The following is a 19,383-nucleotide window of genomic DNA, read 5'->3' on the forward strand; positions in this document are numbered from 1 at the left end:
GCCCCGCCATGGCGGGGCCCTGTCGCGTTCGGGGGCAGGCGTCGCTGGACAGGAGGCGCTAGAGCGACGGCCCCACCTCGGTGGGGTCGCCGTAACCGTGCAGTGCCATGCGCCGTTGCTCGCGGAAGTCCTCAAGCAGGCGCACATAGCGTCGCGGCATCTCGCTGCCTGTCCGAGTCACGTGATACAGCGTCTCGTGAACGGCCACGGGCAGTTCCATCGCCTTGACCTGACGCTGCCAGGGCGAGGTCTCCAGCACCGGCCGCGATACCACCGTGAACCCCAGGCCGCGGGCCACGGCATCCAGCACCATGCCCACCTCGTTGGTGAAGCCCTGGCGGCGAAAGTGGCTCATGGAACGAAACTCCCTGGGAAAGTTGCCGCGCAGCAGCGCACTGGCGTGGTTCAGGCCGTCGAAGTAGCTGATGAAGCCGATACCCATCAGATCGGCCAGGCCGGTACCGGTAAAATCCGCCGGCACCACCAGACACAGCGGTTCGCGATGCCAGGGGGTGACTTCCAGGTCGGGATGGCGCATGGGCTCGGTGACGATGCCAAGGTCATAGCGCCCCGCCAGCACATCCTGGGAGATCTCCTGATTGAAGGCGAAGCTGTAACTCACCGTCAGCCCCGGATACATCTGCTGCTGGCCGAGCAGGAAGGGATAGAGCATGCTGCCGACGCTACCCGGCGAGGCCAACCGACAGTCGCCCGAGTAGGTAGAGTCGGCGTCCAGCGAGTGGCGGAACTGCTCATGCTCGGCGAACAGCTTGAGGGCGTAGTCATACACCCGCCGGCCAGCCTCGGTGAGGGTGAAGCGTCGACCGTGACGCTCCAGCAAGGGCTTGTCCAGGTAGCGCTCCAGCTTGCGCACATGCTGGCTGACCCCTGGCTGGGTCATCTCCAGTCGATGGGCGGTCTGGGTGAAGCTGCCGGTCTCGACCAGGGTGATGAAGGTACGAAAGTAGAGCGCATTGAACATGGCGGATCACACGGCGAGTGGAGCGACGATTCTATCACTGCCGTCCCACCCGGCGTGATAGCATCACGGGGCACTTTTCCGCACGACAAGGACGCCAGCATGCCCGACACCATCTCCAGCACCATCTCGCCGGAAGGCAGCCTCGAGATCCTCTCCCAGCACGAGGTCGCGCGCCTTCACGACACCTCTCGGGCCGGCCTGCACGACCTGCTGCGCTGTTGCGCCCTGGCGGTGCTCAACTGCGGCTCACCCACCGACGACGGCCTGGCGCTGATGGAAGCCTATGCCGACTTCGATATCGAGGTAGTGCCCCAGGACCGCGGCATCCGCCTGAAGCTCACCAACGCCCCGGCCGAGGCCTTCGTCGACGGCAAGATGATCCGCGGCATCCGCGAGCATCTCTCCGCGGTGCTGCGCGATATCGTCTACGTCTACAACGAGATCCAGGGCCACCAGCGCTTCGACCTGACCACCGGCGAGGGCACCACTAATGCGGTGTTCCATATCCTGCGCAAGGCCGGCACTTTGAAACCGGGTGTCGACCCCAGCCTGGTGGTGTGCTGGGGTGGCCACTCCATCTCCCGGGAGGAGTACGACTACAGCAAGGACGTGGGCTACCACCTGGGGCTGCGCGAACTGGACATCTGCACCGGTTGCGGCCCCGGTGCCATGAAGGGGCCGATGAAGGGGGCCAACGTCGCCCATGCCAAGCAGCGCCGCCATCAGGGCCGCTACCTGGGGGTCTCGGAGCCCGGCATCATCGCCGCCGAGGCACCCAACCCCATCGTCAACGAGCTGGTGGTGATGCCGGATATCGAGAAGCGCCTGGAGGCCTTCGTGCGCCTCGGCCACGGTATCATCGTCTTCCCCGGCGGCGTGGGCACCGCCGAGGAGATCCTTTACCTGCTGGGGATCCTGTTGCACCCGGACAACGCCGACATGGCCCTGCCGGTGATCTTCACCGGCCCGGCCAGCAGTGCGGCGTATTTCGAGCGCATCGACGAGTTCCTGGCCTATACCCTCGGCGACGAGGCACGTCGCCGCTACCGCATCATCATCGATGACCCCACCGAGGTGGCGCGCACCATGCGCAAGGGGATCGACGAGGTAGCCGAGTATCGCCGCGCGCGCCAGGATGCCTTCTATTTCAACTGGCGACTGACCATCGACCGTCCCTTCCAGGCCCCCTTCGAGCCTACCCACGAGGCCATGGCGGGGTTGACGCTCGATCGCGACCAGCCAGTACATGAGCTGGCAGCCAACCTGCGCCGCGCCTTTTCCGGGATTGTCGCCGGCAACGTCAAGGAGCACGGCATCCGTGCGATCAAGGCCAACGGCCCCTTCCGACTCAGCGCCGAGCCCGAGCTGATGGCACGCCTGGATGAGCTGCTCGACTCCTTCGTGGCCCAGGGACGGATGAAGCTCTCCGGCGAGTACGAGCCCTGCTATACGCTGGGCTGAGCGGCAAGGGGCAAGGGGCAAGGGGCAAGCCAAGGAGTTTCCTTGTCGCTTGCTCCTTGTGGCTTGTAGCTGATGGCTGGCCTAACGCGGCGCCTTGATCCAGAGCGACAGGGCATGCAGCAGCAGCCCCAGGGTGGCGCCGTGGGCGATCAGCAGTTCCCAGCCGATGAAGTCGGTGACTAGCGCGTGCCAGGCACCCATGCCGGCCAGGCCGGCCACCAGGCAGAGCCCCAGGCGGCCCACCAGCCGCGGCAGGCGCCGCCGGGCCTCGGCTTCGAGCAGGCGCCACTGGACCACGGCCACCGCGGCCACGACCGCCAGGGCAAGCAGGATCAGGTTCAGGCGATTGTCGTGGCCACCCACCAGATAGCGGGGGATGGTAGCGAACATCAGCACGGCTAGCCCCAGCACCAGGCTGAGGCGCTCCGGTGTGGGGGTCGTGCCCACCTCAGGCGACCTTGAGCTGCTGGGCGTCGATCCACTCCTCCACCCAGGGAAGCGCGGCATCATCGGCCATGAAGGTCTCCATGGCGTCGACTTCCAGGCGCTCGCCCAGCCGCTGGGCGCCCTGCCCCGCGAGCAGTTCATCGAGCTGACGGCCAGCACCGCAGAAGGTCTCGCCATAGGAGCTGTCGCCCAGGGCGATCAGCCCGTAGCGCAACCAGCCGAGGCCAGGACTCTTCTCGCCGATGGCATTGGCGAAGGGCGCGAAGGCGCCGGGGTAGTCGCCACTGCCGGTGGTGGAGACGCAGAACAGCGCCAGGTCGGTCGTCTCGGCGTCGAGATCGTCCAGGGTGGGGTTCTCGAGGATGGCGACCTCGTAGCCGGCTTCCTCGAACAACGGCTTGACCTGCTCGGCGACGTCCAGGGCGCCGCCATACATGGTGCCAACAAAGATCTTCAGCATGGGCATGTCACGGATTTACCTGAGAAATATACGCGAATAATAACATGTCTCCCCACCGTCTCGCATCCACCCCGACCCGCACGCTCGCCGTGTCTGAATCTGGATCAAGAGCGTGGCATTTCGTCGCAGGTATCGCGCTGCAGTCAGCGGGAATAACCAACTAGAATAGTGGGTTTTTAACCTCTGGCGGAGAAAGCATGCAACAGACCTTCGAGGCGTGGATCACCCCGCTGATGATCGGCGGGTTGATCGTGTTCATGTGCTTCATCATCTGGGACCTGGCGAAGAAGTCCAACGCCGGACGCTTCGGTACCATCATGCTGTTCGTGGTATTGGGCGCCGGCATGCTCGGATATGTGCTCAAGGTGGTCATCACCTGGATGCTGGAGAACGGCGGAGCCGTCTGACCCTGACCCCACACGCCGCTTACGAAAAGGGCCACCCCCATGGGGTGGCCCTTTCGCGTGTCAGGCGGAGGCGGGTCGGTTCAGTGATGCTCGCCGCGGTAGCCCTCCACCTGGCTCTTGAGCTTCTGGCCAGGGCGGAAGGTCACCACCCGCCGGGCAGAGATGGGGATCTCCTCCCCCGTCTTGGGGTTGCGACCGGGCCGCTCGCGCTTGTCGCGCAGGTCAAAGTTACCGAACCCGGACAGCTTGACCTGTTCGTTCTCGCGCAGGCAGCCGCGTATCTCCTCGAAGAAGGCCTCCACCATGGACTTGGCCTCCCGCTTGGAGAGGCCGAGTTCAGCATGCAGGTGTTCGGCCAGCTCGGCCTTGGTCAGTGCGCCCATCGTCACTCTCCCCTCTTGGCCCATCCCGGCCAACCCGGGTTCGCTAGACGGCCGATACCCGCAAGCCTCATCCCGCGACGCGCAACATCTAGCCGCGTAGCTCGGCACCCAGATGCTGACGGGACTCGTTGACGATGGCATCGACCAACTTGTTGATTTCCTCGTCATTAAGCGTGCGCGAAGGATGCTGCCAGGTCAAGCCCAGGGCCACGCTCTTGCGCCCTTCCGACACACCCTTGCCCTGATAGACGTCGAACAGCCGGCACTCGATCAGCCATTCACCGGCCTCCGCGCGCAGGGTATCCAGCAGTGCCTGCACCGGCAGGTCCTCGTCGACCAGGAAGGCCAGGTCGCGGCGCACCTCGGGAAAGCGCGACAGCGGCATGAAGGCCGGCACACGGCCGTGGGTCAGGGCATCGAGGCGCACCTCGAAGAGTACCGCCTCCGCCTTGAGCCCCAGCTGGGCGCGGACTGCCGGATGCAGGGTGCCGATCCAGCCGGCCTCCTCCCCACGGTGCAGGATGCGGGCACACTGCCCAGGGTGAAGCGAGGGATGCTCGGCGGGCTCGAAGCGCCATGCCTCGGCGTCGCCGCCCATGGCCAGCAGGCTCTCGAGATCGCCCTTGAGGTCGAAGAAGTCCACCGGTGCTCGATTGCCCGCCCAGCCTTCCGGCTCGCGGGAGCCGCAGGCCAGGGCGCCGAGCATCGGGATCTGCGCCAGATCATCGAGCTCGCCGCGGAATACCAGGCCACTCTCGAACAGCCGTACCCGGCTCTGCTGACGATTGAGGTTATGCTGAAGCGCCCGCACCAGACCCGGAAAGAGGCTGGCCCGCATCACCGAGAGATCCGTGGAGATGGGGTTGGCCAGTACCGGCGATACCGCCTCGGGCAGCAGGGTCTTCTGCAGATCAGGTGCCACGAAGCTGTAGGTCACGGCTTCCTGGTAGCCGCGGGCCACCATCTGGCGGCGCAACCTGGCCAGTGGTGTACGTGCCTCATGATCCGGCCGCAGGCCGAGTCGCGCCTGGGGACGGCGCACGGGGAGGCGATTGTAACCATGGATGCGGGCCACCTCCTCGATCAGGTCCTCCTCGATGGCAATATCGAACCGCCAGCTGGGGACCAGGACGCGCCACCCCGACTCGGTGGTCTCGACCTGCATGCCGAGGCGTTCGAGAATCTCGCCAACCTCTTCGCCGGCAAGCGCCTTGCCCAGCGCCTGCTCGAGGCGTGCGCTGCGCAGGACGACGCGGCGGGCCTCCGGCAGGTGAGCTTCGCTCGCCACCTCTACCAGGGGGCCGGCGTCACCACCCACGATCTCCAGCAGCAACGCCGTGGCGCGCTCGGCAGCCTCGCGGGCCAGCCGAGGGTCGACGCCGCGCTCGAAGCGATGGGAGGCATCGGTGTGCAGACCATAGGTGCGTGCCTGGCCGGCTACCGCCAGGGGGGTAAAGAATGCCGATTCCAGGAAGATGTCACGGGTTTGCTCGTTGACTCCGGAATGCTCGCCCCCCATGACGCCGGCGATGGCCAATGGACCACGCTCGTCGGCGATCACCAGGGTCGAGTCGTCCAGGCTGACTTCCTGGCCGTCAAGCAGCACCAGCCGCTCGCCCTCTCGAGCCAGGCGCACGATCACCGCACCACTCAGGTTCGCGCGGTCGAAGGCGTGCAGCGGCTGGCCCAGCTCGAGCATCACGTAGTTGGTGACATCCACCACCGGGTCGATGCTGCGCACACCGCCGCGGCGCAGGCGCTCCACCATCCACAGCGGCGTCTCGGCACCTACGTCGACGCCCTTGATCAGACGTCCGATATAGCGCGGGCAGCGCTCGCCATCCTCGACCCGTACCGGGAAGGTCTCGTCATGGGAAGCCGCCACCGCGGCGACCTCCGGCCCCGTCACCGCCAGGCGGTTGAGCACGCCGACCTCACGGGCCAGACCCTTGAGGCTCAGGCAGTCACCGCGATTGGGGGTGAGGTCGACCTCGATGGTGTGGTCGTCGAGCCCCAGCCAGGCGCGGAAGTCCTCGCCTACCGGCGCCGAGCCGGGCAGCTCGAGGATCCCCGGCGAGGTCTCCTCCTCCAGGCCCAGCTCCGAGGCAGAGCAGATCATGCCGCGGGACTCCTGGCCGCGCAGCTTGGCCCGCTTGATCTTGAAGTCACCGGGCAGCACGGCACCGACCCGGGCGAAGGGCACCTTCTGCCCCGCCGCCACGTTGGGCGCGCCGCAGACCACCTGCACCGGCTCGCCGCTGCCGTCGTCGACCCGGCAGACGCTGAGCTTGTCGGCATCCGGGTGCTGTGACTTCTCCAGCACCTCGGCCACCACCACCCCCTCGAAGGCCGCGGCAACCGGCTCCACGGCATCCACCTCGAGGCCGGCCATGGTGATCTGGTCGGCCAGGGCCTGGGTTCCGAGCTGAGGCGAGACCCACTCGCGCAGCCACTGTTCGGAAAATTTCATGGCAAATCCTATCGCTGTGTTCTGCTTATCCGGTGGACGATCAGGCGAACTGGCGCAGGAAGCGCAGGTCGTTGTCGAAGAACAGCCGCAGGTCATTGACCCCGTAGCGCAACATCGCCAGGCGCTCGGCCCCCATGCCGAAGGCGAAGCCGGTATAGCGCTCGCTGTCGATGCCGGAGTGGCGGAACACCTCGGGATGTACCATGCCGCAGCCCATCACCTCCAGCCAGCCACTATGGCCGCACACCCGACAGCCGTCGCCGCTGCACATCACGCACTGGATATCGACCTCGGCAGAAGGCTCGGTGAAGGGGAAGTAGGAGGGGCGGAAGCGCACCGAGAGATCGTCACGCTCGAAGAAGGCGTGCAGGAAGTCCTCGATGGTGCCCTTGAGGTCGGCAAAGCTCACATCCTCATCCACCAGCAACCCCTCCACCTGGTGGAACATGGGCGTATGGGTGAGATCCGAATCGCTGCGATAGACGCGACCCGGGCACACGATACGGATCGGCAGCCTGCCCTCCTTCATGGTCCTAACCTGCACCGGCGAGGTGTGGGTGCGCAGTAGCCGCGTGGCATCGAAGTAGAAGGTATCGGCCATCCCTCGCGCCGGATGGTGGGCGGGAATGTTAAGGGCCTCGAAGTTGTGGTAGTCATCCTCGATCTCGGGGCCGACCGCCACGTCATAGCCGATACGCGTGAACAGCCCCTCGATACGCTCCAGGGTGCGAGTCACCGGGTGGAGCCCACCGCTGGGCTGCCCCCGGCCGGGCAGGGTCACGTCGAGGCGCTCGGCGGCGAGGCGCGCCTCCAGGGCGGCCTTCTCGAGGCTGGCCTTGCGTGACTCGAGCTCGCCAGTCAGGGCCTGCTTGGCCTCGTTGATACGTTCGCCGGCGGCCGGGCGCTCGGCGGCGGGCAGTTTGCCCAGCCCCTTGAGCAGCGCGGTGATCTCGCCCTTCTTGCCGAGGTAGCGCACGCGCAGCTCTTCCAGGGCCGCGATGCTGTCGGCGGCCTGGATCGCCTCGCGGGCCTCGGTGACCAGGTTGGGAAGGTGGTCCATCCGTTGCGCTCCGAATTCGATACGTAAAACACAGGGCTAAAAAAACAGGGGAAGAGCGGCTGCTCTTCCCCTGCGACGTCTGCGGCCCTCCGGCTGAAACCGGACAGCCGGAAATGACGCTATCTCTTACTGGGCAGCCTTGGCCTTCTCGACGATGGCAGCGAAGGCTGCCTTCTCGTTGACGGCCAGGTCCGCCAGGACCTTGCGGTCAATCTCGATGCCGGCCTTCTTCAGACCGCCAACGAAGCGGCTGTAGGACAGGCCGTGCTGGCGTGCGCCGGCGTTGATGCGCTGGATCCACAGGGCGCGGAACTGGCGCTTGCGTTGACGACGGTCGCGATAGGCATACTGACCGGCCTTGATGACCGCCTGCTTGGCGACGCGAAAGACACGGCTGCGGGCACCGTAGTAGCCCTTGGCCTGCTTGAGAATCTTCTTGTGACGACGACGGGCGACAACGCCACGCTTGACACGAGTCATAGCTTACTCCTGACGAAAATGGAATCTACCAAGGGTTACAGGTTGGGCAGCATCCGCTGGATGAGCGCCTTGTCCGCGTCGTGGATCTGCTTCATGCCACGCAGTTGACGCTTACGCTTGGTGGACTTCTTGGTCAGGATGTGGCTACGGAACGACTGCTTGTGCTTGAAGCCGTTGGCCGTCTTCTTGAAGCGCTTGGCAGCGCCGCTGTTGCTCTTGATCTTCGGCATGAGAATAACTCCGCTCGAGGTTCTTCAGAAAACCCGAGGCCGACGCAAGACGCTGACGCCTCCCGCCCGTTTGACCGGCCATCGGATCACTTCTTTTGGTACTGCTGGTACCGCTTACTGCTTCTTCTTGGGGGCAATGATCATGATCATCTGGCGACCTTCCATCTTGGGGAAGGACTCCACGGTCCCGAGCTCTTCGAGGTCGGCGGCGATCCGCTCCATCAGCTTGCGGCCGATGTCCTGGTGCGCCATCTCACGACCACGGAAGCGCAGGGTGACCTTGCCCTTGTCACCGGCTTCGAGGAAGCGCGTCAGGTTCTTCATCTTGACCTGATAGTCGCCCTCGTCGGTGCCAGGCCGGAATTTCACTTCCTTGACCTGAATCTGCTTCGTCTTCTTCTTCTGGGCAGCCTTCTGCTTCTTCTGCTCGAAGACGAACTTGCCGTAATCCATGATCTTGCAGACGATCGGATCGGCATTGGAGATCTGCACGAGATCCATACCGGCGGCTTCGGCACGCTCCAGCGCCTCGCTGGTGGGCACAATGCCCAGCTGCTCACCGTCGCTGTCGATCAGGCGAACCTGATCCTCGGTAATGCGCTCGTTCATCGGGGGGCGCTTATCCTGGACGCGCCCTCTTGGGTTGCTACGCTTGATGTTCCGTCTCCTTAGGCAATTGACGAATGTCTCTCACCGAGTTCGTCACCGAGGCGGGCCATGAGTTCATCGACCGTCATGGTGCCAAGGTCTTCTCCGCTGCGCGTACGCAGGGCAACCGAGTCGGCTTCGACTTCCTTATCTCCCACCACCAGGAGATAGGGAACTTTCTGCAAGGTATGCTCGCGGATTTTAAAGCCGATCTTCTCATTCCTCAAGTCCGCCTTGACGCGCAAGCCGAATTTCTGCAGACGACGCTCGAGATCCAGCACGAATTCGCGCTGGGAATCGGTGATATTGAGGATCACCGCCTGCTGTGGCGCGAGCCACAGCGGCATGGCACCGGCGTAGTGCTCGATGAGGATCCCCAGGAAGCGTTCGAAGGAGCCCAGTATCGCACGGTGCAGCATCACCGGTGTCTTGCGTGCGCCGTCCTCGTCGACGAACTGGGCGCCGAGGCGGCCGGGCAGGTTGAAGTCGAGCTGCAGGGTGCCGCACTGCCAGACGCGATTGAGGCAGTCGCGCAGGGAAAACTCGATCTTGGGTCCGTAGAAGGCCCCCTCGCCCGGCTGCAGCTCCCACTCGAGGCCGGTGGCATCGAGGGCGGCCTCGAGGCCCGCCTCGGCACGGTCCCACAGCGCCGGCTCGCCCATGAAGTCATCGGGGCGAGTCGACAGCTTGAGCTCCACATCGTCGAAGCCGAGATCCTGGTAGACCTTGAGGGTCAGGGCGATGAACGCCTCGGCCTCGGACTGGATCTGCTTCTCGCTGCAGAAGATATGGGCGTCGTCCTGGGTAAAACCGCGTACGCGCATCAGGCCGTGCAGGGAGCCGGAGGGCTCGTTGCGGTGACAGCTGCCGAACTCCGCCAGGCGCAGCGGCAGGTCCCGGTAGCTCTTCAGCCCCTGGTTGAACACCTGCACGTGACAGGGGCAGTTCATGGGCTTGATGGCGTAGTCGCGCTTCTCCGACTCGGTGGTGAACATCAGCTCGCTGTAGTGGCCCCAGTGACCGGACTTCTTCCACAGCGAGAGATCCACCACCTGCGGTGTCTTGATCTCCTGGTAACCGTTCTCGATCTGAACCCGGCGCATGTACTGCTCCAGGGCCTGGTACATGGTCCAGCCATTGGGGTGCCAGAACACCATGCCCGGCGCCTCCTCCTGAAGGTGGAAGAGGTCCATCTTGCGCGCCAGCTTGCGGTGGTCACGCTTCTCCGCCTCCTCGAGACGCTTGAGGTAGGCCTTGAGCTGCTTCTTGTCAGGCCAGGCGGTGCCGTAGATGCGGGTCAGCATCGGTTTCTCGGCGTCGCCGCGCCAGTAGGCGCCAGCCAGCTTGGTCAGCTTGAACGCCTTCAGGTGCCGGGTATTGGGCACGTGGGGGCCCCGGCACATGTCGATATACTCTTCGTGATGATAGAGGCGGATACTCTCGCCTTCCGGTATCTCGCGGACGATCTCCTGCTTGTAGGGCTCATCGCGATGCAGGAAGGTGAGCATCGCCTTGTCACGGTCGACGTACTCGCGGACCACGTCATAGCCCTTGTCGATCAGCTCCTTCATGCGCTTCTCGATGGCTTCCAGATCCTCGGGGGTCGCCGATCGGCCGAAGTCGATATCGTAGTAGAAGCCATCCTCGATGACCGGGCCGATGGCCATCTTCGCCTCGGGATAGAGCTGCTTGACGGCATGGCCGATCAGGTGGGCACAGGAGTGGCGTACCACCTCCAGGCCTTCGGGATCCTTGGCAGTGAGGATGGCCACCTCGGCGTCATGCTCGATGATGTCGGCCGCATCGACCGGCACACCATTGATCTTGCCGGCTACGCAGGCCTTGGCGAGTCCGGGGCCGATATCCTCGGCCAGCTGCATCACGGTAAGCGGTTCGTCGAAGCGTCTCTGGCTGCCGTCGGGCAGGGTCACGATGGGCATGCAGGGGTCCTTTCGCGCAGTGGTGGCCCATACGAAAGACCACATGTCGCAGTGAACGAAGAATGGAAGCGTAGTGTCACCCGGAGACCGACCATCGCCGGCGGCGTCGAACGCCAGGCGAGACGGTGTCGGCCCGTGCCGGATGACGCGCTACGATAGCAAAGCGCCAGGTCGGGCGCCACAGTCCAGGCGCAGCAAGCCAGGCGCACCGACCCAGACGAATCAGGGGCGCCCGAAGGCGCCCCTGCCTCGCGAACTCAAGGAGTTCGCTTGAGATTGAGCCGAACTTACTGGCTCATGATCTCGACGCGACGGTTCATGGCACGACCTGCGTCGGTCTCGTTGGTAGCGACCGGACGCTCTTCGCCATAACCCACGGTGCGCATGCGATTACCGGCAACGCCCTGGCTCATCAGGTAGCTGGCCACGGAATCGGCACGATCCTGGGAGAGGCCCAGGTTGTACTCGTTGGAACCCACGGCGTCGGTGTGACCGGCGATGGTCACGCGAACCTCGGGGTTGTTGTTGAGGGTGCTGGCCACCTGGTTCAGCTCGGAGGCGGCACCGGGGCGCAGCTCTGCGGAGTCGAAGGCGAAGGTGACGTCGCTGGACAGGGTCACCGGCTCGAAGGGCTCGGGCTCCGGCTCCGGCTCGGGCATCGGCTCGGGCTCGGCTACCGGCTCCGGTGAGTCAGCACACAGCATGGCACCGATGGTGGCACCCGCAGTACCGCCGATGGCAGCACCAGTGTCCTCATCGGATTCACTGCTGGTGGCATAACCGATACCACCACCGATCACACCGCCGGCCAGGCCACACACCATCGGGTGCTGGTACCAGGGCTTGTCGACAGAGGACGTCGTGTTGGAAGTGGCACAGCCGGAGAGACCGACCACCAGAGCAGAACCGAGCAGCAAGCCAGTCGTGGACTTCTTCATATGAAACTCCTTCTCTTTTCTTTTATCGCTCCAGGGCAGGCAACAGCTTACCGCCTTCCCAGATGATCCCGACGATCGGATGTTGCGCTCTACGTCGCAACATCCATGCCGCGACACAGTAACCTCTCGAAAACGTTCACTGGTCTCGACACGCTGCCAAGCTTGCAGTAGCCCGACAGATCTTTCAATCGCATATGGCTAGATTAGCAGACTTGTGGCGAATGCGCACAGTGTTCGATAAAACAGTTTGTCGAAGCATATTCTCAATGCAGGCTCGCCGGCCAGTCGCGCCGGAAGGCCAGCGCCGCCCTGGCAGCCTCGAGTACGGCATGGCGATGCTCCTCCTCGACCGCGAAGCGCTCCTTGTCCTCCTTGAAGCGCTCCTTGGGGCTGAGCGCCTGACGCGCCTCATGGGTATGCAGGTGCCGGGTAAGGGCATGCACGTCGCCGAAGGGGCGGAAACTCTCGCGTTCCAGCAGGCGCGAATCGAGGATCTCCAGCAGCACCTTGCAGCGCCACGCCCCTTCAGTGATATCGACTTGCTCCTGGAGCAGCGCCGAGGCCACCAGCTCGAGGTTCTCCAGGCAGTTATCGTGGGCGCGCTTCATCTCCTCCTGCTGACTCGCCCGGCGCCGGCGAACTTCACGCCACAGGGTAAAGGCATAGGCGCCAAGTCCGGCGATGATCACCAGAGCAAGGCCGGAGAGGATAAGGGCAGTGGTGGTACTCATCGGGGATCACCGTGGTATCACGAGAAATGGACTGACGATTCTACCCGCTTGCGCGCCGCCACCCCAACGTCACCGCGACGACACCCCGGTAGCCGCCGAGGGTTTCAGGCATGATGCCACCGGCACAGGACGCTGACGTGTGGCTGCATACTTAAGTATGATGCGATCACCTAGTGTTTCATGCATCCCGCCAACCAATGGAGACTGGCATGTCTGAGTCCCCCACTCCCGCAGGCGCGCCAGCGCCGCCTTCTACCGCCGCCAGGATCGGCCTGTGGCTCGGTCCTCTTCTGCTGCTGGCCACCCTGCTGTTGCCGCCACCGGCGGAAATGTCACCGGCGGCGTGGGCCTGTGTCGGTATGGCGCTGCTGATGGCCACCTGGTGGTCCACCGAGGCCATACCGATTCCCGCCACCTCGCTGCTGCCCATGGTACTGGTGCCCGCCCTGGGGCTGGGCAGCATGGGCGAGGCCACCGGCAGCTATGCCAATCCGATCATCTACCTGTTCCTGGGCGGCTTCCTGCTCGGCATCGCCATGCAACGCTGGGAGCTGCACCGCCGCCTCGCCCTGCACGTGCTGAAGCTGGTGGGGCACCAGCCGCGGCGGCAGATCGCCGGTTTCATGCTCGCTACCGGCTTCCTCAGCATGTGGGTCTCCAATACCGCCACGGCGATCATGATGTTGCCCATCGGCATGTCGGTGATAAGCCTGCTCGGCGACAGCGATCCCGAGGAGCTCAGGCGCTACGCCACCGCCCTGCTGCTGGCCATCGCCTACTCGGCCAGCATCGGTGGCGTGGCCACCCTGATCGGCACGCCGCCCAACGCCCTGCTCGCCGGCTACCTGGCCGAGGATCGTGGCATCGACCTGGGCTTCGCCCAGTGGATGGTAGTTGGCCTGCCGATCAGCATCGCTATGATGACGGCGGCCTGGTGGTGGCTGACCCGGCGCGGCTTCGCGCTCAATGCGGCCGACCAGAGCGCCGATATGATCGACGACGAGCTGAAAAGGCTCGGTCGCATGTCGACCGCGGAGCGCCGGGTGGCCATGCTCTTCACCCTCGCCGCGCTGGCGTGGGTGGCCCGCCCGCTGCTCAATGACGCCGGCCTGTCCTGGCTCACCGACACCGGCATCGCCATCGCCGCCGGCATCGCCCTCTTCCTGACTCCCAGCGGGGCACGGCCCGGTGAGCGACTGCTGGTCTGGGGCGATGCCCAGAAGGTCCCCTGGGGCATCCTGCTGCTGTTCGGTGGTGGCCTCGCCCTGGCCGGCACCATCACCCGCACCGGGCTGGCGGAATGGATCGCCAACCAGCTGGGGATCTTCGGTACCCTGCCGCTGCTGGCCATGATCGGCATCGTGGTCCTGGTCATCATCTTCCTGACCGAGGTGACCTCCAACACCGCCACCGCCGCGGCCTTCCTGCCACTGCTGGGCGCCCTGGCGCTGTCGCTGGATATCTCTCCGCTGCTGATCACGGTGCCGGCGGCCATCGCCGCCAGCTGTGCCTTCATGATGCCGGTGGCAACGCCACCCAACGCCATCGTCTTCGGTACCGGCCATATGAAGATCCAGTCGATGATCCGGGCCGGCTTCGCCTTGAACCTGATCAGCAGCGTGCTGGTGACCCTGATGGCCTACGGGCTGATCCAGCTCTTCTGGTGATCTCTCTCCCTGCCAACGACACGGGCCCGGCAGATGCCGGGCCCGTGTCGTTGTCGCTAGGCGATGGCACCCACTACTGGATCCCCGGAGCCATCCACAGCGACCAGGCCTGGGCGTAGTGATCCAGCAGCAGCACGCCGAACAGCCCCAGGATATAGCGAATAGAGAACCAGAAGGCGGCCAGGGGAGCCTTCGGGTCCTGCCCCCGCCACACCCGGTAGTTCCAGACCATAAAGCGCATATTGAGCGCCATCACCCCGACCAGATAGAGCGCCCCGCTCATGCCGATGGCGAAGGGCAGCAGGGTCACCGCCACGGTCAGCCAGCCGTAGAGCCACACCTGCAGTCGGGTAAAGGCCTCCCCATGGGTGACCGGCAGCATCGGCACACCGGCACGGGCATATTCATCGCGCTTGTGCAGTGCCAGTGCCCAGAAGTGCGGTGGGGTCCAGGCGAAGATGATCAGCACCAGCAGCAGCGGCTCGGGGCCGACCTGGCCGGTCACCGCCGTCCAGCCCAGCAGCGGCGGCGCCGCCCCGGCTACCCCGCCGATCACGATGTTCTGGGGCGTGGCGTGCTTGAGGAAGGCGGTATAGACCAGTGCGTAGCCGATCAGCGAGCCCAGGGTCAGCCAGGCGGTCAGGGCATTGACCTGCCACACCAGCAGGGCGAGACCGGCCAGCGAGAGCAGCGTGGCCCACGCCAGGGCGATGCTCCCGGGCATGCGCCTTGCCGCCAGCGGGCGTCGCGAGGTACGCAGCATCATGGCATCGAGGCGCCGGTCGACCACATGGTTGAAGGCCGCCGCCCCGCAGGCGGTCAGGCCGATCCCGGCCAGGCCGTAAAGCACCACGGCAGGCGACGGCAGCACCGGCTGCGCCAGCGCCATGCCCACCAGGGCACACACCAGCATCACCAGCACCACCCGTGGCTTGCACAGGGTCACCAGGTCCCGCCAGCCCCATTCACCCAGCGCCGGGGACGGGAGTTCGGCGACACGGATCTCGGTCGTCAGCGCATCAGACATGGAGCCACTCCTTCTTCTGCAACGATGATTGTTGTGTCGTGGTCGACGCCGGCGCCAGGCAGCGCCATCTCCAGGAAGCCAGCGCCAGGCTCAGCACCAGCGCCACGGCGCCAGCGGTATGCAGCAGCGCCAACCACAGGGGCAGCCACAGCAGCACATTGGCCACCCCCAGCGAGAACTGCACCCCATAGGCCAGGCCCAGGGCACCCAGCCACGGACGCATCGCCGTCTCGCGCCAGTAGCACAGCAGCAGCGCCAGGATCGCGACTCCCAGCGCCAACGCCCCCAGGCGGTGCCCCACCTGGATGGCACTGCGCGCCTCGGCATGCAGTTGACCATGCAGGTAGTTGGGGCCGACGCTCTGGGTCAGGTGAAAGCCCTCGCTCCAGTCCAGGCCGGACCACCACTCGCCGTTGCAGGTGGGGAACCCCTGGCAGGCGATGCCGGCGTAGTTACTCGACACCCAGCCGCCCAGCGCCAGCTGAACCACCAGCAGGAAGGCAGCCAGCCCCCAGAGTGGTGTCAATGCGCGGCGCGGCGCGGCAACCCCGCCAGGCGCCAGGCTGCCGCTTGCACAACGCCGCAGGCGCAGATGCAGCCACAGGAACACCAGCATCACGCCAAGCCCCCCCAGCAGATGCAGGGTGACCACCTGGGGCCACAACCTGAGGGTAACCGTGAAGGCGCCGAACGCCCCCTGCACCAGGATCAAGGCCAGCAGCCCCAGGCTGAGGCGCCAGGGGTAGTCGGCACGTCGCCGCAGGGGCCTGCCCAGCACCACCAGGGCGATGACCAGCAGACCCAGGGAGGAAGCCACATAGCGATGGATCATCTCCATCCAGGCCTTGGCACTCTCCAGCGGTGCTTCCGGGGTGTGGGCCAGGGCCCGCCCCTCGTCGGGCACCACCAGGGCGCCATAGCAGCCCGGCCAGTCGGGGCAGCCCAGCCCAGCATCCACCAAGCGCGTCCAGGCGCCCAGCAGGATCACCCCCACCGTCAGCACCACGCCCAACAGGCTCAGCATCTTGAGCAGTGCCAGTCGCCGCTGTGCTGCGTGCATCGCCCCACCTCCCTTGTCATTGCAGGATCAGCGTCCCGCCAGCTCCTGGCCCGCCAATTCCTGACCACCCTGCCAGGGTGCCTCCGGATTCATGCGCAGCAGGCGCCCCAGATCTGCCTTCACCGCATAGGGGTCCACATCCGCCGGGTAACCAAGCACCGGCTGTCCACGCGGGTCGAGCAGCCATAGCCGACCCGGCTCGAGCCAGCTTGGCCGCTCGGCCCAGCGCGCCACCACCTCGCCGGGCAGCGCCTCGGCCTGGCCGCCCACGCGCAACCGGCTGACGCGGGGCGCCTCACGCCCCAGCGCGCGATGCAGACGCCACCACTGGTCGCTCAGCTCGGCACAGCGCCGTCCGCAGTCGAAGGCCAGTACCCAGTCGCCGGACACCGACGGTGCCATGTTCGCGGCCAGTGGCCACTCGGCGAGTACCGGAATCTCCGGGGCCAGTTCACCATGGGCCGTGCGCCCCTCGGGGATGCCGACTCGCCCTAGCGCCATGACCGTGGCCACCAGCACCGGCAAGGAGAGGAACAGCAGCAGCGCCAGCAGCTTGAGCCGCCCGTAGCGCGCAGCATGGGTCATCGTCATTTTGAGTCCTCCACGGGCAAGCCGTCGCGGCGCATGCGCCGCCCGCCGATAATCATCACCACCAGTGCCGCCAGCGCCAGGCCCCACCACTGGACGGCGTAGCCCACATGTCGGCTGGGCGGCATCACGCTGGGCGTCCACCAGGCTGGCAGCGCGCCGGGCCCCTCCTCCAGATGCAGCCAGCCGGGGTGGGCGAAGTCGAGGGCCCAGGCGTCGAGCTGGATACGCTGCAGCCGCGCGCCCTCATGGTTGGGACCGAACAGCGGCGCACCCTCGCCCGCCGCCTGCCAGCGCCCACACAGGGTGACCCTGCCCTGTGGCGTCGCCACGGCAGGGTCGGCACGGCTGGTACCGGTCTCCAGAAAGCCGCGCTGCACCAGCCAGATGCGGCCATCATCGCCTCGCAGCGGGGTTAGCGGAGCGACCCCCAGGCGACCCTCATGAGTCCGGTTGTCCAGAAACAGCGTGTGATCCGGCAGATACTCGCCGCTGAGCGTGAGACGGCTGCCCTGGGGGGGCATCTCGCTGGGCGCGGTCAGGGTCGGCGCACTCGCCAGCCTTGCCAGATAGTCACGCTTTTCCTCACCGCGCTCCCACTGCCAGAGGCCCAGTGCGAGCCCCAGCACCACCAGCAGCGACCACAGGCTCCACCACAGGCGTTGCCGCCACCGTCCGTGGCGGGCATGCTGGGAAACATTGCTGCCCAAGGAGTGTTCCATGCTGCTCAAGGTCCTGATCGCTCTGGTGTTCCTGGCCATGCTGGCGAGCCTTGCCGCCGGTGCCGGCTTCCTGCTACGCGACAGCGGCACCTCCCGGCGCCTGCTGGTCTCCCTGAAGCTGCGAGTGGCGCTGGCCGCCACCCTGCTGGCCCTGCTCTTCTACGGCTTCTATGCCGGTAGCCTGGGCTGATCCTGCGAGTCCCTGACACTGGATCAGAACACATAGACGAACAGGAACAGCCCGATCCATACCACGTCCACGAAGTGCCAGTACCAGGCCGCCGCCTCGAAGCCGAAATGGTTCTCCGGGGCGAAGTGCCCCCGCAGGATACGGAGCAGCATCACCGTCAGGATGGTGGCACCGATGATCACATGGGCCCCGTGGAAGCCGGTAAGCAGGAAGAAGGTCGCCCCGTAGATCCCCGCCTCCAGGGTGATGCCGTAATGGTGGTAGGCCTCGTAGTACTCCACGCCCTGGATGATGATGAAGGTGAAGCCCAGCAGCACGGTGACCAACAGCCAGTTGCGCGTGGTCTCACGCATCCCCTCCTTGAGCCCCTCGTGGGCCACGGTGAGAGTGATACTCGAGCCCACCAGGATCAGGGTGTTGACCAGTGGCAGCTGCCAGGGGCTGAAGGTATCGCGGGGGCCGGCCACGTCGCCCGGCGGTTCCAGCAGCGGCCAGCTGGCGGTGAATTCCGGCCACAGCAGTGCGGCCACGCCCTTGGCCCCGTCGCCGTCCAGCCACGGCAGCGCGAAGGTGCGCACATAGAAGAGCGCACCGAAGAAGGCGGCGAAGAACATCACCTCGGAGAAGATGAACCAGGCCATGCCCTGGCGGAAGGAGCGATCCATCTGGGCATCGTAGAGCCCCCCGCGAGACTCCTTGATCACATCGCGGAACCACAACCCCATTACCGACAGGACCGCCAGCATGCCGACCGCCAGCAGCGCACTGCCCCGACCGTGCACCATGACCATGCCGGCCCCTATCATCATCGTGCCCAACGCCAGGGAGCCCAGTATCGGCCACTTGCTGGTTGCGGGAACGTAGTAGCTGCCACCACTCATGCCTCATCTCCTATGCCGCCGCTCGCCCGTGCCTGAAGCGCCGCTTCATCTCGGGTGACCGGATACAGGGTGTAGACCAGGGTTACGGTATTGACGTCCTCGGGCAGGTCCCGGGTCAGCTGGAACACCAGCGGCGCCGACATCCTCTCACCCGCCTCGAGGCGCTGCTCCTGGAAACAGAAGCAGGTCAGCTTGCGCAGGTGCGGGTTGGCGCGCGCCGGCGACACGCTGGGCACCGCCCGCCCCCAGACGGCGCTGTCGCCGGTGTTGTGAAAGGCGAAGCCGACCTCGGCGCTCTGCCCCGGATGGATGCGTACCTGGCGCGTCTCGACATCGATGTTCCAGGGCAGCCCGGCGCTGCCACGGGTCACGAACTGCACCGTCACCATGCGCGAGGCATCGACCTCCTCGTGCACCAGGGCCTGGGCCGAACCACTGGTCTTGCCATTGAGCCCGGTCACCTCGCAGAAGACGTCATAGAGGGGCACCAGGGCGAAGGCGAAGGCAAACATTCCGGCCAGGGCGAACAGCGTCTTGGCGACGGTACGTCGCACCCCCTGACGGCTGGCGGGCTCCCGGACATCGGACATGGCGGTCTCCTCCTGGCGCTG

The 19,383-nt window shown here is 65.7% G+C and carries 22 protein-coding genes; 4 read left to right on the forward strand and 18 right to left on the reverse strand.

Annotated elements, in window-relative coordinates; all coding sequences use genetic code 11:
* Nucleotides 1-58 precede the first annotated feature (58 nt).
* On the reverse strand, nucleotides 59-982 hold the full coding sequence (locus GRB96_RS11090; RefSeq protein WP_161432199.1) for a LysR family transcriptional regulator: 924 nt from the start codon (nucleotides 980-982) through the stop codon (nucleotides 59-61).
* Nucleotides 983-1,081: 99 nt separating this feature from the next.
* On the opposite strand from GRB96_RS11090, the gene ppnN reads away from it, so the two are divergent.
* The gene (gene ppnN, locus GRB96_RS11095; protein ID WP_161432200.1) at nucleotides 1,082-2,443 is read left to right on the forward strand and encodes a nucleotide 5'-monophosphate nucleosidase PpnN; all 1,362 of its coding nucleotides are present in this window, start codon (nucleotides 1,082-1,084) and stop codon (nucleotides 2,441-2,443) included.
* A gap of 81 nt (nucleotides 2,444-2,524) precedes the next feature.
* On the opposite strand, the gene GRB96_RS11100 is transcribed toward ppnN, so the two are convergent.
* On the reverse strand, nucleotides 2,525-2,890 hold the full coding sequence (locus GRB96_RS11100; protein WP_161432201.1) for a hypothetical protein: 366 nt from the start codon (nucleotides 2,888-2,890) through the stop codon (nucleotides 2,525-2,527).
* A gap of 1 nt (nucleotide 2,891) precedes the next feature.
* Nucleotides 2,892-3,356: a flavodoxin domain-containing protein gene (locus GRB96_RS11105; RefSeq protein ID WP_161432202.1), complete on the reverse strand. Its 465-nt coding sequence runs from the start codon at nucleotides 3,354-3,356 to the stop codon at nucleotides 2,892-2,894.
* A gap of 191 nt (nucleotides 3,357-3,547) precedes the next feature.
* Here GRB96_RS11105 and GRB96_RS11110 point away from each other — a divergent pair, with 191 nt between their 5' ends.
* Complete coding sequence (locus tag GRB96_RS11110) at nucleotides 3,548-3,757, forward strand: DUF2788 domain-containing protein (RefSeq protein WP_161432203.1); 210 nt, start codon at nucleotides 3,548-3,550, stop codon at nucleotides 3,755-3,757.
* A gap of 80 nt (nucleotides 3,758-3,837) precedes the next feature.
* Here the strand turns inward: GRB96_RS11110 and ihfA are convergent, their stop codons facing one another.
* The 9 genes from ihfA to GRB96_RS11155 form a co-directional block, all read right to left on the reverse strand.
* The gene (ihfA, locus tag GRB96_RS11115) at nucleotides 3,838-4,140 is read right to left on the reverse strand and encodes an integration host factor subunit alpha (RefSeq protein ID WP_132041108.1); all 303 of its coding nucleotides are present in this window, start codon (nucleotides 4,138-4,140) and stop codon (nucleotides 3,838-3,840) included.
* Nucleotides 4,141-4,228: 88 nt separating this feature from the next.
* Nucleotides 4,229-6,610 carry a phenylalanine--tRNA ligase subunit beta gene (gene pheT, locus GRB96_RS11120; RefSeq protein ID WP_161432204.1) on the reverse strand — a complete coding sequence of 794 codons (2,382 nt, stop codon included), beginning with the start codon at nucleotides 6,608-6,610 and terminating at the stop codon, nucleotides 4,229-4,231.
* Between the two features lie 40 nt (nucleotides 6,611-6,650).
* Complete coding sequence (gene pheS, locus GRB96_RS11125; RefSeq protein ID WP_161432205.1) at nucleotides 6,651-7,670, reverse strand: phenylalanine--tRNA ligase subunit alpha; 1,020 nt, start codon at nucleotides 7,668-7,670, stop codon at nucleotides 6,651-6,653.
* A gap of 126 nt (nucleotides 7,671-7,796) precedes the next feature.
* The gene (gene rplT / locus GRB96_RS11130) at nucleotides 7,797-8,150 is read right to left on the reverse strand and encodes a 50S ribosomal protein L20 (protein WP_013332273.1); all 354 of its coding nucleotides are present in this window, start codon (nucleotides 8,148-8,150) and stop codon (nucleotides 7,797-7,799) included.
* Nucleotides 8,151-8,185: 35 nt separating this feature from the next.
* Nucleotides 8,186-8,380: a 50S ribosomal protein L35 gene (gene rpmI, locus GRB96_RS11135; protein WP_089725334.1), complete on the reverse strand. Its 195-nt coding sequence runs from the start codon at nucleotides 8,378-8,380 to the stop codon at nucleotides 8,186-8,188.
* Nucleotides 8,381-8,494: 114 nt separating this feature from the next.
* Nucleotides 8,495-9,037, reverse strand: a complete 543-nt coding sequence (gene infC / locus GRB96_RS11140; RefSeq protein ID WP_282040319.1) for a translation initiation factor IF-3 — start codon at nucleotides 9,035-9,037, stop codon at nucleotides 8,495-8,497.
* Nucleotides 9,038-9,048: 11 nt separating this feature from the next.
* Nucleotides 9,049-10,968, reverse strand: coding sequence for a threonine--tRNA ligase (gene thrS / locus GRB96_RS11145; protein ID WP_161432207.1), 1,920 nt, complete (start codon nucleotides 10,966-10,968; stop codon nucleotides 9,049-9,051).
* A gap of 287 nt (nucleotides 10,969-11,255) precedes the next feature.
* Nucleotides 11,256-11,906, reverse strand: a complete 651-nt coding sequence (locus tag GRB96_RS11150; RefSeq protein WP_161432208.1) for an OmpA family protein — start codon at nucleotides 11,904-11,906, stop codon at nucleotides 11,256-11,258.
* 263 nt (nucleotides 11,907-12,169) lie between these two features.
* A complete protein-coding gene (locus GRB96_RS11155; protein WP_161432209.1) occupies nucleotides 12,170-12,637 on the reverse strand; it encodes a DUF2489 domain-containing protein in 468 nt (155 codons plus the stop codon).
* Between the two features lie 209 nt (nucleotides 12,638-12,846).
* Between GRB96_RS11155 and GRB96_RS11160 the strand changes: the two genes are divergently transcribed.
* Nucleotides 12,847-14,304, forward strand: coding sequence for an SLC13 family permease (locus GRB96_RS11160; RefSeq protein ID WP_161432210.1), 1,458 nt, complete (start codon nucleotides 12,847-12,849; stop codon nucleotides 14,302-14,304).
* A 73-nt stretch (nucleotides 14,305-14,377) separates the two neighbouring features.
* Here the strand turns inward: GRB96_RS11160 and cyoE are convergent, their stop codons facing one another.
* From cyoE to GRB96_RS11180, 4 genes are read right to left on the reverse strand one after another with little or no spacing between them, the layout of a single operon-like run.
* Nucleotides 14,378-15,331 (reverse strand): heme o synthase, encoded by a 954-nt coding sequence (gene cyoE / locus GRB96_RS11165; protein WP_161432211.1) that lies wholly within the window; start codon nucleotides 15,329-15,331, stop codon nucleotides 14,378-14,380.
* Complete coding sequence (locus GRB96_RS11170; protein WP_161432212.1) at nucleotides 15,324-16,391, reverse strand: COX15/CtaA family protein; 1,068 nt, start codon at nucleotides 16,389-16,391, stop codon at nucleotides 15,324-15,326. Before GRB96_RS11170 ends, cyoE begins: the two co-directional genes overlap by 8 nt.
* 27 nt (nucleotides 16,392-16,418) lie before the next feature.
* Nucleotides 16,419-16,982, reverse strand: a complete 564-nt coding sequence (locus GRB96_RS11175; RefSeq protein WP_161432213.1) for a hypothetical protein — start codon at nucleotides 16,980-16,982, stop codon at nucleotides 16,419-16,421.
* Nucleotides 16,979-17,701, reverse strand: coding sequence for an SURF1 family protein (locus GRB96_RS11180; protein ID WP_161432214.1), 723 nt, complete (start codon nucleotides 17,699-17,701; stop codon nucleotides 16,979-16,981). Before GRB96_RS11180 ends, GRB96_RS11175 begins: the two co-directional genes overlap by 4 nt.
* Here GRB96_RS11180 and GRB96_RS11185 point away from each other — a divergent pair.
* Nucleotides 17,700-17,891, forward strand: coding sequence for a DUF2909 family protein (locus tag GRB96_RS11185; RefSeq protein WP_161432215.1), 192 nt, complete (start codon nucleotides 17,700-17,702; stop codon nucleotides 17,889-17,891). The genes GRB96_RS11180 and GRB96_RS11185 overlap by 2 nt on opposite strands.
* Before the next feature lie 23 nt (nucleotides 17,892-17,914).
* On the opposite strand, the gene GRB96_RS11190 is transcribed toward GRB96_RS11185, so the two are convergent.
* The gene (locus GRB96_RS11190) at nucleotides 17,915-18,772 is read right to left on the reverse strand and encodes a cytochrome c oxidase subunit 3 (RefSeq protein ID WP_161432216.1); all 858 of its coding nucleotides are present in this window, start codon (nucleotides 18,770-18,772) and stop codon (nucleotides 17,915-17,917) included.
* A complete protein-coding gene (locus tag GRB96_RS11195; RefSeq protein ID WP_161432217.1) occupies nucleotides 18,769-19,362 on the reverse strand; it encodes a cytochrome c oxidase assembly protein in 594 nt (197 codons plus the stop codon). The genes GRB96_RS11190 and GRB96_RS11195 overlap by 4 nt, the downstream gene beginning before the upstream one ends.
* Nucleotides 19,363-19,383: the final 21 nt, after the last annotated feature.

Origin of the sequence: Halomonas alimentaria, from assembly GCF_009902005.1 — a bacterium.
Lineage (GTDB): Bacteria > Pseudomonadota > Gammaproteobacteria > Pseudomonadales > Halomonadaceae > Halomonas > Halomonas alimentaria.